General features: G+C 46.1%; 12 protein-coding genes. 2 read left to right on the top strand and 10 right to left on the bottom strand.

Going from position 1 to position 14,252, the window contains the following annotated elements:
• Nucleotides 1-40: 40 nt before the first annotated feature.
• The 6 genes from J7E77_RS01895 to J7E77_RS01870 form a co-directional block, all read right to left on the bottom strand.
• Nucleotides 41-679: a TetR/AcrR family transcriptional regulator gene (locus J7E77_RS01895; RefSeq protein WP_214712073.1), complete on the bottom strand. Its 639-nt coding sequence runs from the start codon at nucleotides 677-679 to the stop codon at nucleotides 41-43.
• Between the two features lie 15 nt (nucleotides 680-694).
• Nucleotides 695-1,834 carry an acyl-CoA dehydrogenase gene (locus J7E77_RS01890; protein WP_214711990.1) on the bottom strand — a complete coding sequence of 380 codons (1,140 nt, stop codon included), beginning with the start codon at nucleotides 1,832-1,834 and terminating at the stop codon, nucleotides 695-697.
• Between the two features lie 101 nt (nucleotides 1,835-1,935).
• Nucleotides 1,936-3,066: an acyl-CoA dehydrogenase gene (locus J7E77_RS01885; RefSeq protein ID WP_214712072.1), complete on the bottom strand. Its 1,131-nt coding sequence runs from the start codon at nucleotides 3,064-3,066 to the stop codon at nucleotides 1,936-1,938.
• A gap of 76 nt (nucleotides 3,067-3,142) precedes the next feature.
• Nucleotides 3,143-3,994: a 3-hydroxybutyryl-CoA dehydrogenase gene (locus J7E77_RS01880; protein WP_214712071.1), complete on the bottom strand. Its 852-nt coding sequence runs from the start codon at nucleotides 3,992-3,994 to the stop codon at nucleotides 3,143-3,145.
• A gap of 413 nt (nucleotides 3,995-4,407) precedes the next feature.
• The gene (locus J7E77_RS01875) at nucleotides 4,408-5,595 is read right to left on the bottom strand and encodes an acetyl-CoA C-acetyltransferase (protein WP_214711989.1); all 1,188 of its coding nucleotides are present in this window, start codon (nucleotides 5,593-5,595) and stop codon (nucleotides 4,408-4,410) included.
• Nucleotides 5,596-5,847: 252 nt separating this feature from the next.
• Nucleotides 5,848-7,950 (bottom strand): (Fe-S)-binding protein, encoded by a 2,103-nt coding sequence (locus J7E77_RS01870; RefSeq protein WP_214711988.1) that lies wholly within the window; start codon nucleotides 7,948-7,950, stop codon nucleotides 5,848-5,850.
• Between the two features lie 174 nt (nucleotides 7,951-8,124).
• On the opposite strand from J7E77_RS01870, the gene cls reads away from it, so the two are divergent.
• Together cls and uvsE are read left to right on the top strand one after the other, a co-directional pair.
• Nucleotides 8,125-9,327: a cardiolipin synthase gene (gene cls, locus J7E77_RS01865; RefSeq protein WP_214711987.1), complete on the top strand. Its 1,203-nt coding sequence runs from the start codon at nucleotides 8,125-8,127 to the stop codon at nucleotides 9,325-9,327.
• A 15-nt stretch (nucleotides 9,328-9,342) separates the two neighbouring features.
• Nucleotides 9,343-10,299: a UV DNA damage repair endonuclease UvsE gene (gene uvsE / locus J7E77_RS01860; protein WP_214711986.1), complete on the top strand. Its 957-nt coding sequence runs from the start codon at nucleotides 9,343-9,345 to the stop codon at nucleotides 10,297-10,299.
• Nucleotides 10,300-10,367: 68 nt separating this feature from the next.
• Here uvsE and J7E77_RS01855 read toward each other — a convergent pair whose 3' ends face one another.
• The 4 genes from J7E77_RS01855 to speB form a co-directional block, all read right to left on the bottom strand.
• Nucleotides 10,368-10,547 carry an H-type small acid-soluble spore protein gene (locus J7E77_RS01855; RefSeq protein ID WP_088084773.1) on the bottom strand — a complete coding sequence of 60 codons (180 nt, stop codon included), beginning with the start codon at nucleotides 10,545-10,547 and terminating at the stop codon, nucleotides 10,368-10,370.
• A gap of 330 nt (nucleotides 10,548-10,877) precedes the next feature.
• Nucleotides 10,878-12,548, bottom strand: a complete 1,671-nt coding sequence (gene argS, locus J7E77_RS01850) for an arginine--tRNA ligase (protein ID WP_214711984.1) — start codon at nucleotides 12,546-12,548, stop codon at nucleotides 10,878-10,880.
• Nucleotides 12,535-12,960, bottom strand: a complete 426-nt coding sequence (locus J7E77_RS01845) for a YwiB family protein (RefSeq protein ID WP_251027971.1) — start codon at nucleotides 12,958-12,960, stop codon at nucleotides 12,535-12,537. The genes argS and J7E77_RS01845 overlap by 14 nt, the downstream gene beginning before the upstream one ends.
• A gap of 308 nt (nucleotides 12,961-13,268) precedes the next feature.
• Nucleotides 13,269-14,141 carry an agmatinase gene (speB, locus tag J7E77_RS01840; RefSeq protein ID WP_214711983.1) on the bottom strand — a complete coding sequence of 291 codons (873 nt, stop codon included), beginning with the start codon at nucleotides 14,139-14,141 and terminating at the stop codon, nucleotides 13,269-13,271.
• Nucleotides 14,142-14,252 lie beyond the last annotated feature (111 nt).

Raw genomic sequence — 14,252 nt, 5'->3', positions numbered from 1 at the left:
TAAAAATGAACTCCATTCACTGTTCGCCATACGTCTAGCATTACGACCTTGCTTGTGTGGACGAATGAATGCCGTGAAATAATTGATCGGTTTGCAGTTCAATGTATTCATCAAGTGTATATAATTTTTGCAGCGCCCAGCGGCGGAACGCCCACATTTGGCCCTCAACAATAATGTTATGGGAAATCAATTCGATCTGCTTTTCTGATAACTGCAGCTCGCCATTGTCGACGCACCTTGTGATCAAGCTCTCAAACATCGCCGCCATTTCCATTTCTTTTTTCAGTACATAGGGAAGGGCATCCTTCGTCAGCGATTTGGCTTCTTGATACATGACAAGAACCTCATCCTGCATCTCATCAATCACTCGGAAATAATGACGGACACCCATCTTCAGGCTCAAAAGCGTGCCCTTTTTCTGCTCGAGATCCTGCTCGAGGCGCTCGCGAACATGATCATAGATACTGTCGCATACGAGATAAAGGACGTCTTCCTTGGAGCGGATGTACTCATAAAGTGTCCCGATGCTAAAACCGGCCGCTTTCGCGATTTCCCTTGTTGTCGTCCGATGAAATCCCTTTTCCTTAAAAAGGCTGACGGCCCCTTTGATCATTTGATCACGCCTTTTCTGAACCAGGCGTTCATCCTTTACAGAAGCCAGTACTTCCCGCTTTTTCATCATGCTCTAACCGCCTTATTTCGTGATCATCCGTGAGATAACGAGGCGTTGAATTTCTTGCGTTCCCTCGTAAATTTGCGTGATTTTTGCATCGCGCATAAATCGCTCAACAGGATAATCCTTTGTATAGCCATACCCGCCAAAAACTTGTACGGCCTCGGTTGTTACCTTCATCGCTGTATCGCCAGCAAATAACTTGGACATCGCTGACTCCTTGCCGTACGGCAGACCTTGTGACTCCAGCCATGCGGCTTGATAGGTTAATAATCTCGATGCCTCAATCCCGGTTGCCATATCCGCCAGCTTAAAGCCGATTCCTTGATTGGCGACGATTGGTTTACCAAATTGATGGCGTTCCTTTGCATAATCCACGGCAGCATCGAGCGCCCCTTGAGCAATTCCCACGGCTTGCGCAGCGATGCCGTTGCGGCCGCCATCAAGCGTCTGCATTGCAATTTTAAAGCCTTCGCCTTCTGCGCCGAGTCGATTGGCAACAGGAACCTTGCAATCTTCAAAAATAATTTCTGTTGTTGGTGAGGAACGAATGCCGAGTTTCTTTTCCTTTTTTCCAACCGAGAAGCCTGGGAAGTCGCTCTCGATAATAAACGCGGTCGTTCCTCTTTGTTTACTTGTTGGATCGGTTAGTGCAAACACGACATAAATGTCGGCCACGCCGCCGTTTGTAATAAAGATTTTCGAACCATTGAGGACATAGTGATCTCCTTCTAGGCGTGCGGTTGTTCTCATCCCGCCTGCATCTGAACCGCTGCCCGGCTCTGTTAAGCCGTACGCGCCAATTTTGGTTCCTTCTGCCAATGGGCGCAGATAGGTTTGCTTTTGCTCCTCACTGCCAAATTTATAAATCGGCCAGCCGGCTAGAGAAGTATGGGCGGAGAGCATCACGCCTGTCGATGCATCAACACGCGACAGCTCCTCAACGGCAATACAGTAAGCAAGATAATCGCTGCCAATCCCGCCGTATTCTTCCGGCCACGGAATCCCGGTTAAGCCAAGCTCCGCCATTTTGTCAAAAATCTCGCGGTCAAAGCGCTCTTCCTCATCCCGCTCTGCGGCGGTCGGTGCTACTTCATTGCGCGCAAAATCCCGTACCATTTTCCGGATCATTTCATGTTCTTCAGAAAGTTTAAAGTTCATTTCAAGTCCCCCTATTTGGATGAATATATATTAAAAGATTAAGATTTGAACTTAGATTACTGTCTAGCTCCAGCGCCTGGGCAAGGCGCTTCCGCTTTTCTTTAAAGATGCTTACTAATCACAATCCGTTGAATTTCACTCGTGCCTTCATAAATTTCGGTTATTTTCGCGTCACGGAAATAGCGTTCAACCGGATAATCTTCGGTATAGCCGTAACCGCCAAATACTTGGATCGCTTCGGTTGTTACCTCGACCGCTGTTTTGGTCGCGAACAATTTCGCCATCGACGCCTCCAAGGTACATTTCAACCCATGAGTTCGTAAATAAGCAGCCCGATAGACTAATAGTTTTGCCGCTTCGACACTTGTCGCCATGTCGGCTAGTTTGAAACCAATCCCTTGTTGGCGGGCGATCGGCTTGCCAAATTGCTGGCGGTCTTGGGCATAGGTGGTTGCGGCTGACAGTGCGGCCTCCGCAATCCCCAGTGCTTGGGTCGCAATTCCGATGCGGCCGACATCCAGGTTCGCCATGGCGATTTTAAAGCCTTCGCCTTCGACGCCGAGAAGGTTCTCTGCTGGAACTTGCATGTCCTCGAACGTGAGCTGGACAGTTCTCGAACCATGTAAGCCCATTTTCTTCTCATCCTTACCGACGATAAAGCCAGGGGTATTTTTTTCAACAATAAACGCAGAAATACCCTTGCTGCCCTGTTCCGGATTCGTTTTGGCAAAAACAATATAGACATCGGCCTCGCCGCCGTTCGTAATGAACACCTTTGAGCCATTGATGACGTAATGATCACCCTTCTTGACCGCACGGGATTTTAAGCTGGCGGCATCGGAACCGGAACTTGGCTCGGTTAAGCAAAAAGCACCAAGGTATTCCCCTGAAGCAAGCTTCGGCACATACTTCTTTTTCTGTTCTTCTGAGCCGAAATAGACGATCGGGTTGGTGCAGACCGAGGTATGGACTGATAGAATCACTCCCACCGTCGCACTTACCTTGGAAAGCTCATGAATCGCTAGGATATAGGAGGTGAAGTCCATCGCGGCTCCACCGTATTTTTCAGGTACAGGAATTCCCATCAGGCCAAGTTCGCCCATTTTGCGGAGGATTTCGCGCGGGAATTCGCCTCTTTCCATCTTTTCAATAAACGGTGCAATTTCGCTGTTGGCAAAATCGCGAACCATTTTTCGCATCATTTCTTGCTCTTCGGTGAATGAAAGATTCATGGTGGTCTCCCCTTTGGAGGAATCTAATATCGTGGTACTCATCATCATCACGACCCCTTTTTCGAAGAAACTATGTTTATTGGTATGTATAAAAACCGCGTCCTGTTTTCTTGCCGAGCCAGCCTGCTTTCACATATTTGCGGAGGAGCGGGCAGGGACGGTATTTGTCGTCACCAAAGCCTTGGTGAAGCGTTTCCATAATGTACAAGCATGTATCTAAGCCGATAAAATCCGCTAAGGTTAACGGTCCCATGGGGTGGTTCATGCCGAGTTTCATGACTTCGTCGATCGCTTCCTTCGTAGCCACGCCCTCGTAAAGCGTATAAATGGCTTCATTGATCATTGGCATCAGAATTCGGTTCGAGACAAAACCAGGGAAATCATTGACTTCAACCGGTACCTTGCTTAAGGTTTTAGTCATATCTTCAATAACTTGGTACACTTCGTCAGCAGTCGCAAGACCGCGGATGATTTCGACGAGCTTCATGACTGGAACTGGGTTCATGAAGTGCATGCCGATGACTTTTTCCGGACGCTTGGTTGCCGCCGCAATTTCGGTGATTGGCAGTGATGAGGTATTGCTTGCTAGTATCGTATGTGCTGGGGTAATGTCATCGAGTTGGGCAAAGATTTTTGTTTTGATGTCCATATTTTCAACGGCAGCCTCGATGACAAGATCGACGTCACTGGCATCATTTAGGTCGGTTGAAGTGGTAATGTTGCTGAGAACTTCCTGTTTTTGCTCTTTGGTTAAGCGCCCTTTGTCAACGTTCCGTGTTAGTATTTTATTGATACCTGCTAAGCCACGTTCCACCAATTCCGGTTTTAGATCATTTAAGATGACCGTGTATCCCGCTTGGGCACAAACTTGAGCAATCCCTGAGCCCATTTGTCCTGCACCGATCACCATAAGCTTTGAAATCTTCATTTTTTCCCCTCCGAAGTAAGGCCGGAACAAGTCCGACCTAGATTTTTTATGTTTTTGTCTATTTTTACATCGGTTTTGTGTTATTTTAAGAGTACTTTTGAGTCATCTCAGGTGCTTTTTGTTTTTTCAAACAAGCTTTTGTACCATCTCAGGTGTTTTGTGTTTTTTCAAACAAGCTTTTCGAGTTATCTCAGGTGTTTTGTACGAGTTTCTATGTGTTTTGTGCCATTCCGACAAGGTTTTGTGCCATTTCCCGATGGTTTTGTGCCATTTTTGAATGGTTTTGTGCCAAAATTCAACTGTTTTGTGCAATTAGACATTATTTGGAAAAAACTAACTCCAAAAGTTAGCTTTTAGGAACCCTCCGTTGAAACACGACTCCTATTAATCAAATTAAAATCTCACCCTAGAGATCAGCCCTTCGGAACCTCGATCATCACGGCATCCCCTTGGCCGCCGCCGCTGCAAATTGCAGCAATCCCAATTCCGCCGCCGCGGCGCTTTAATTCATGCATTAACGTAAGGATAATGCGCGCCCCGCTGGCACCAATCGGATGACCTAAGGCAACCGCACCGCCATTGACATTGACTTTTTCTGGATCTAGCCCAGCAATTTTCCCGCTCACTAAGGCAACTGCAGCGAAGGCCTCATTGATTTCAAATAAATCTATTTCCGCCAACGTTTTCCCTGTTTTTCGTAACAACTCATTAATAACAAGTCCCGGTGTTTTCGGGAAATCCTTCGCTTCCACAGCGACCGCCGCATGGCCGATAATCACAGCTTCCGCCTGCCTGCCTTCACGAATTGCACGCTCTTCACTCATTAACACGAGGGCTGCTGCTCCGTCGTTGACTCCTGGGGCATTTCCAGCTGTAATCGTGCCGGTTGAATTAAATACTGGTGCTAATTTAGATAACCGTTCAATCGATGTGTCTTTACGCGGTGATTCATCATTCTCCACAACAAGTGGTGCACCCTTTCGTTGTGGAACCTCAACCGATACGATTTCTTCCGCAAATTTCCCGCTCTCCATTGCAGCAATCGCGCGCTTGTGGCTTCGCAATGCCCACTCGTCCTGTGCTTCCCGGCTAATTTCCATATCGGCAGCCGCTACGTTGCCGTAAGTGCCCATGTGAGCGCCGGTAAAGCTGCAGGTTAACCCATCATGAATCATTAAATCTTTGACCTGCGCGTCACCCATTCGGAAGCCCCAGCGTGCTTTTGGTAAAACATATGGTGCATTGCTCATCGATTCCATTCCGCCTGCAACAATCACTTCTTCATCGCCAGCACGGATGATTTGGTCTGCCAAGGTGACACTGCGCATCCCAGACGCACAAACCTTATTGATCGTTTCGGTTTTCACTTCCCACGGTAATCCGGCGTGATGCACTGCTTGGCGCGATGGAATCTGCCCCTGTCCCCCTTGTAAAACAGTTCCAAGAATGACTTCCTGTACGTCTTCAGGCTTCATTTCAGCACGAACTAATGCCTCGTTTACGGCAATTCCCCCTAGTTGGGAGGCAGTAAAGCTGCTTAATGTTCCCCCTAATTTTCCAAAAGGCGTTCTAACCCCGCTTAAAATGACCGTTCTTCCCAATCAAAACACTCTCCCTTTTCTTAATATTCAGTCAAACTTTTGTAAAAAAAATCGCGGCGACTGAACGCTCGCTCGGGTAGGAACCAAAAAAGAAACGCAGGCTCCTGCTTTTTTCAAAAAATGTTAATGTAAGCGTTTTTATCCATATACTTTATTCTACATAAAAAAGAGCAGAAGTTGAATTGTTTTACACGAAATTTTAAAAATTTTATGAATATGTAAACAAATCGAACTCCTGCTCCCCATTAAAAACTAAGCCACTTCCCCGCAAACCGCTTTTTCAAGCAGCTCGGCCACATCGTAAGTCGAAACCTTTTCTTCCACTTCTTTTGCCTTCGTACCATCTGACAGCATCGTTAAGCAATACGGACAGCCTGAACTGATCACCGACGGATTAACTGCCAGGGCCTGCTCGGTCCTAGCCACGTTAATGCGGTGTCCGGTTTCTTCCTCCATCCACATCAAACCGCCGCCAGCACCACAGCACATCGCCTTCTCTCTGTTCCGCTCCATTTCAATCAACTTCACGCCCGGAATAGATTTAAGAATCTCACGTGGTGCATCATAGACATCATTGTAACGGCCTAAGTAACAAGAATCATGGAAAGTGATCGTTTCATCGACCGAGTGTTTCGGCACGAGCTTGCCATCGCGAACTAACTCATAAAGAACCTCGGTATGATGGAACACTTCGACATCCTTTAAGCCAAAATCAGGGTATTCATTTTTGAAAATATTATAAGCATGCGGGTCAATCGTGACGATTTTCTTGACCTCTGCTTTTTCAAATTCCTCAATATTCTTCGCTGCCAGGTCTTGGAACAAGAATTCATTGCCGAGACGACGTGGTGTGTCACCAGAATTTTTCTCTTTGTTGCCAAGAATCGCAAATTTCACGCCTGCTTCGTTCAGCAGCTTCGCAAACGATAAGGCAATCTTTTGGCTGCGGCTATCGTAAGAGCCCATGGCGCCTACCCAGAAAAGGTATTCAAATTCTTCGCCGGCTTTATTCATCTCTTTCACAGTTGGCACATGAACATCTTCGCGGGCCTCGCGCCAAGTTTCACGTTCCTTTCGGTTCAAGCCCCATGGATTGCCTTGGCGTTCAATATTCGTCATCGCACGCTGGGCATCCGCATCCAATTTCCCTTCGGTTAAAACCAAATAACGGCGCAAGTCAATAATTTTATCGACATGCTCATTCATGACTGGACATTGGTCTTCACAATTCCGGCACGTTGTACATGCCCAAATTTCTTCTTCGGTAATGACATCGCCAATCAAGCTTGGGCTATAAGCAAGGGTAGCAGCGGATTCCTGTGCGCCTTGACCTGCAGATGCAAGCGCCAGTTGATTTCCCTTTGTATTCGCAAATGCAATCGTTGGCACCCACGGCTGTTTCGAGGTAACCACAGCACCGTGATTCGTCAAGTGGTCACGAAGTTTGACAATTAAGTCCATCGGTGACAGCATTTTACCTGTTCCCGTTGCCGGACACATATTCGTACAGCGGCCGCATTCAACACAAGCATAAAAATCGATCATTTGGTGCTGCGTAAAGTCTTCTATTTTTCCAACCCCAAACGTTTCTTGGGATTCATCTTCAAAATCAACTTTTTTCAACTTTCCTGGTTTATCTAACCGGTTAAAATAAACATTCGCTGGTCCCGCAATTAAGTGGGCATGCTTGGACTGCGGTACGTATACTAAAAACGTTAACAGGAACAATAGGTGTGCCCACCAAGCGATGTAGAAAATTACAATGGAGGCGGTTTCATTTATCCCTGAAAAGATCAGCGAAATCGTCGAGGCTACCGGTTCTGTCCATGAAGCCTCTTCCCCGTGCCAGATCAGACCCATTCCGTTACCAAGTAAAACAGAAAGCATTAAACCACCAATAAATATAAGGACAAGACCGGATTTGAAGTTCCGCTTTAGGCGGACTAATTTTTCCACATAGCGGCGATAAAAAGCCCAAATGACAGCCACTAAGATCATCAGTGTGACAAGCTCTTGGAAAAAAGTGAACCCTGCATAAAGAGGTCCAAGCGGCAAATGTGCCCCAGGTTTAATCCCTTTGATAATAAAATCAATCGCGCCAAATTGGACCAGAATAAAGCCGTAGAAGAACATGACGTGCATGATCCCGCTTTTCTTATCCTTCAGCAGTTTCTTTTGGCCAAACACATTGACCCAAATTTTTTGAAGCCGCTCTTTCACATTGTTATCAAACTCAACCTTTTTCCCGAGTTTAATAAATTCAATTCGGGTTTTGACGACATACACAAACAGACTGACTGCGTAAGCGGTTACAGCAAGAAATGCAATCAGGTTGACCCAGAGTAAACCATTCATACAAATGCCCCTTTCCGATAACTTCTAGAAAATAATTAATTTTCAGAATCTACACTTAACTCTATTATATTATGAATGAGCATTCAGTCAAATAGTTTTTGAAAAGTTTCTCTAACTTATAGAAATGAACGCTTTCGGAAAAACTAACAAAACTGATTGGAGGAAAGAATTCTGATGACGTTTGCACTCTTTTCGAGCGTAGTCCTATTTTTCATCATTCTATGGCTTGTATTAGATTTTATCTTAGGTAAAAGGAAGCATCTTTCCATTGTCAGTCGAAGAGAAACAGCCATCATACATGGAAATTTTGATATTTTCACCCACGGAAAGAAGTTATTCGCCGACTATTTCCATGAACTGCGGAACGCGAAAAAGCATATTCATGTGCTATTTTATATTGTTAAAGACGATGCGATTAGTCAGGAGTTTTTCTCTATTTTAAAAGAAAAGGCACGGGCCGGGGTCGAAGTTCGGCTTCTTATTGACCGGCTTGGCAGCTGGAAGGTGAAGAAGGCGGCTGTTAAGGCGTTGCAGAAGGCGGGAGTTCGATTTGCTTTTAGCAATACAATCAAGCTTCCCTTCCTTTTTTATTCTTCGCAGATTCGGAATCACCGCAAGGTCACGATTATTGACGGGGAAATTGGGTATCTCGGCGGTTTTAACGTAGGGAAGGAATATATTGACGAAGAGCCTTCCTTGGGGATCTGGCGCGATTACCATTTAAAAATCACCGGCCAGAGCGTTAATTTTTTGCAAAGTGAGTTTCTGTTTGATTGGCACGAGTATGCGGGGGAAGATATCATGGGGAATCCGGCCTATTTTCCGACCCTGGCTGATGGTCCTGTCCGCCATCAGTTTGTTCCAACGGAAGCCAATCAATTAGAGCAAAATTATCTTCGTCTGATTCAAAAAGCAACCCATTCGATGATCATTGGCACTCCATACTTTATTCCATGTCCTAAGATTTTGGCCGAGTTACTTGAAGCCATAAAACGAGGGGTTCAGCTTTCCATCATCGTCCCGTATACCGCTGACCATCTGCTTGTCCAAGAGGCTTCGTTCCGTTATTTACGGAAGCTGATTCGAGCGGGGGCGGCAGTGTATCAATATAAAAAGGGTTTTTACCATGCCAAAACAATCGTCATTGATGACAAACTCTGCGATATCGGCACCGCCAATTTTGATAAACGAAGCATGTATTTAAACAAGGAAATCAATTGCTATATTTATGACCCAGCCTTTATCGAGCGCTTGATGGATATTCTCAAAAAGGACATCGATGACTCAGAACCTCTGACATTAGCTGAACTTAACAAACCGAACCCTGTCCGCACCATCAAAGAAGGCATTGCTGCGGCCGTTTCCTATTTTTTATAAAAAAGGAGTTTGTCTATGAAGATTCGGTTTGGGTATGTTTCACATGCGATTAGCTTATGGGATGCTTCGCCCGCTAAAACGCTGACATTTACTCGCTATCAGCAGTTAAGCCCCGAGGAACGGCAGGAAAAATTGCTTGATGTGACAAAGCAAAATCTGGACCACACCCTCAGGATGCTCTACTACAATATTGCTCATCAACTTGAATTGTATCGAATGTCTAGTTCGATTGTCCCGCTAGCGACCCATCCCGAAGTGAACTGGGACTTTGTGACCCCCTTTCGCTTGGTGTGGCAGGAAATAGGTGAACTGGTTAAAAGGAAAGGGCTGAGGGTGAGTTTTCATCCGAATCAATTTACCTTGTTTACCTCATCGCAAACGAAAATTACCGACAATGCCGTGATCGACATGAGCTACCATTATCGAATGTTTGAAGCGATGGGACTGGAGCAGGAAGGACTGATTAATATCCATATCGGTGGTGCTTATGGTGATAAACGGGAAACTTTACCACGATTCCATCAAAACTTAACCAAGCTGCCAGCGCCGATTAAACGCGTGATGACGCTGGAAAATGATGATAAAACGTATAATGCTGAAGAAACGTTAGCCGCCTGTGAAAAGGAAACGATACCATTTGTATTCGATTATCATCACCATATCGCCAATCTGTGTGAAACCGCACTTGAGGATTTGCTGCCGAGGATTTTTCAGACGTGGAAGCATGCACACCACATCCCGAAGGTACATATTTCCTCCCCCAAAAACGAAAAGGAATTCCGCTCCCACGCTGATTTTGTTGACCCTGAATTTATCATGCCTTTTTTGAAAATGCTGCGCGAAGTCGGTGTGGATATTGATTTCATGATTGAGGCCAAAGCAAAGGATCAAGCCGCTCTGAAATTAATCGAAGATCTCAGCCGGATCCGCGGCTTTAAACGGGTCAGCGGCGGTGCTGTTGAGGTGAAATAGACTAGCCGCTGGGTCCTTGGGCTAGACACAATAGAAAAAAGTCTTCGAACGACTTCGAAGACTCTTTTCTATTCCTCAATTAAGTTTAAAACAGGAACTTCCCGTTCATTATCGGGGTCCGTTCTTGAGTATATTCGCGCCACTTGTGTGGCCTCATCGACATGTTGAATGATCACAGGCGTCCCCTCGTAAGTGACATTAAACATATCGGCAGATTCGACGATTTCCTTTGCTCTTCCCACATTCATCCGCTTCATCCACTCCTCGCTCAAAGTTCCCTACTAGTATTTGCCTTTTATTAGGTAATATTCATAAATATGGACAAGTTTACCCAGATAAATTTTTCCTGTTTTTCAAGTTACTGTCAGGTTTTGATCCTTTACTGTCCAGTTTACTTAGTTTACTGTCCAACTCTCCGATTTATTGTCGACTTTAATCAACTTACTGTCCACTTTTTCCAGTTTACTGTCCATTATTAAAAGTTTACTGTCCACTCCTCATAATTCCGAATATTCACACAACAATAACAACATCCACAATAAAAAAAGCCCCCTTAACCATGTAAGGGAGCTGAGAAATTACATTTTTTCCGGAGCAGAAACGCCAATCAACGCCAGCGCATTACGGAGTGTAATCTGCACCGCTCGCACCAACGCGAGGCGCGCCTTAGTGCGCTCTACATTATCAAGGTCGAGCACCTTTTCCGCATTATAAAAACTGTGGAACGTCGACGCTAAATCAAAGATATAGTTCGTAATCCGGTGCGGGACGCGCTTCTGTGCGGCCTCGCCAACAGCCAACGGGAACTCACCAAGCTTCTTCAATAAATCCATTTCCTTTTCCGATGCTACTAACGAAAAATCTGCATCCGCATCAACGCGAACACCCTGCTCCTCACCCGAACGCAGAATACTAGAAATCCGTGCATGGGCATAATGAGCATAATAAACCGGATTTTCATTCGACTCCGACACAGCTAAATCCAAATCAAAATCCATATGTGTATCCGAGCTGCGCATCGCAAAGAAATAACGCGTCGCATCGAGGCCGACCTCATCAACCAAATCACGCATCGTGACCGCTTTCCCGGTCCGTTTACTCATCTTCATCTTCTCGCCATTTTTATAAAGGTGAACCAACTGAATGATTTCCACCTCAAGCGCCTCGCGGCTAAACCCGAGCGCCTGAATCGCCGCCTTCATCCTTGGAATATAGCCATGGTGATCCGCACCCCAAATATTAATCAACTTCTCAAAACCGCGGCCCAACTTGTCCTTATGGTAAGCAATATCCGGCGTCAAATACGTATACGATCCATCCTGCTTAATTAACACACGGTCCTTGTCATCGCCGAAATCGGTCGAGCGGAGCCAAGTCGCACCGTCTTCCTCATACACATAACCGCTCGCCCGCAATGCGGCCAACGCCTCATCAATTTTTCCATTTTTATAAAGAGACGTTTCCGAGTACCACACATCAAAGCCAACGCGGAAATCCTCAAGGTCCTGCTTCAACTTCGCCATTTCATATTTCAGACCGTACTCACGGAAAAATTCCTGGCGCTTTTCAACGGAAACATGCACATACTTGTCTCCAAATTCTTCAGCCAAAGTTTTCCCAATGCCAATAATATCAGCACCATGGTAGCCGCCCTCCGGCATTTCTTTTTCCAAACCAAGTGCCTGGAAATACCGTGCTTCCACCGACAGTGCCAGATTATTAATCTGGTTCCCAGCGTCATTAATATAGTACTCACGCGAAACATCATAGCCCGCTTTGTCCAAAATGTTACATAACGAATCGCCGACCGCTGCACCGCGGGCATGACCCAGGTGCAAGTCACCCGTTGGATTGGCAGACACGAACTCCACCATTATTTTCTCGTTGCCGCCAACCGTGGTCTCACCGTACCGCTCACCAGCCTTTAGAACAGTCGGAATCAGCTCCGTTAAATAACTATTATTCATATAAAAATTAATAAACCCCGGCCCCGCCAGTTCAATTTTTTCAATCGAAGCCTTTGAGCGGTCTATATTCTCAATCAATGCTTCCGCAATCACTCTTGGCGCCTTCTTCGCAACACGAGTCAGCTGCATCGCCATATTCGTCGAATAATCACCGTGCACCTTCTCCTTCGGCGTTTCAAGAACAACAGCAGGAATCTGCTCCTCCGTTGCCAGACCCGCCTTCAGCACCGCCGCGCGAATCTCTTCCTTTAACTTACTTTGAACTTGTTCAACTATGTTCATGTTTATCCTCCTGAAAGGTAATTTCCAAATGGTATGTACCGGCATGCGAGCCCTGCATCGTAAAATCATAAAGGATATCAATCAAGCCATCCGAATGCTCAATCCACTTTGCCAGCGTCATCGTCTCAAAGGTACCAAACGGCATTTCATAACTGCCGCGCAGCTTCTTGTGCAAGCGAAACGGCAAACGCATCTTCACCGCACCACCGCGCAAAATCAGCGCCTCATCCCCAGCCACCTTCACAATCGTCCGAACATTGCCCTCATCCTGCACCTCTTCATACTTAAGAAACGAGGCCCCATCTTTTTGCAGATAACGGCCAAACACCGCCAGCTCATAGACTTCCTTGCCCCCATGCTGATGAATCGTCGTTTTCACATTAATTTTCATAGGAATTTCCGTACTAGACAAACGAAATCGCACTTCCTTTTTTCTTTTTTAAAAAGGAACTCAGTAACACTCTTTGGAATGGTTCTAGTCCTAGTAATTGACTTAACTGCGCTATTGCATACTTTTTCTATTATAAACATTGATGGGGAACAAATCAAAAAATGCCCGCCCTCAAAAAGGGTCAGGCAACTTAAATTTGAAAATTGTCTAGCTCCAGCGCCTAGGCGCTCGGGGTCATAAGCCAATCCGTCAAGAAGGTTAAAGAGCAACCTTCTCGCCGGCTCGTCTTATGCCTGTCGCCCCTGGGCAAGGCGCTTCCGCTTTTCTATTTATTTCACCCAGCCAAGCAGCATTTCACGAATTAACTTGCTCGCTGTATTGGCTGTTTGCTCGGAAGGGTCGTAGATTGGCGCAACCTCAACCAGGTCCCCGCCGACAACGTTCACTTCAGAACGGGCAATCGCATGAATAGAGGCAAGCAGCTCTTTTGAAGTGATCCCGCCGCAATCAACCGTACCTGTGCCAGGTGCATGCGCTGGATCAAGGACATCGATGTCAATCGTGACATAGACCGGACGTCCGGCAAGTGTCGGCAGGATTTCTTTTAATGGCTCAAGCACTTCGAACTTCGAAATATGCATCCCGTTTTGCTTCGCCCACTCAAACTCTTCCTTCATCCCTGAACGGATTCCGAACGAATATACGTTACTCGGCCCAATATGTTCCGCAATTTTGCGGATCGGGGTCGAGTGCGACAACGGTTCGCCTTCATATTGCTCACGTAAATCGGTGTGGGCATCAAAATGGATAATCGCTAGATCCGGATACTTTTTATACATAGCTTTCATGACCGGCCAAGAGACCAGATGCTCGCCGCCCATGCCTAGCGGGAACTTGCCGGCAGCAAGGACTTGGTCAACAAAATCTTCAATGATGTCAATGCTCTTTTGTGGATTCCCGAATGGTAGCGGAATATCGCCTGCATCGTAGTACTTAATATCTTCCAGCTCCCGGTCAAGATAAGCGCTATACTCCTCTAAACCAATCGACACCTCACGGATACGGGCCGGACCAAACCGTGACCCCGGACGATAACTAACCGTCCAATCCATCGGCATCCCGTACAGAACAACCTGACTCTCCTCAAAATTTGGATGACTCTTAATAAATACATTCCCTGAATAAGCCTCATCAAAACGCATCTTGTATCCTCACTTTCTATGTAACAACTCTTTAGGTATAGATAAACCTTCTATGTGACCGGAAGCTCTCTTTTGCTTCGATTTCGGTTACGTAGAACCTCTCTACGTGAC

The sequence above is a fragment of the Bacillus sp. ISL-77 genome, assembly GCF_018613105.1.
This window is presented reverse-complemented; position numbering and strand designations above follow the sequence as displayed.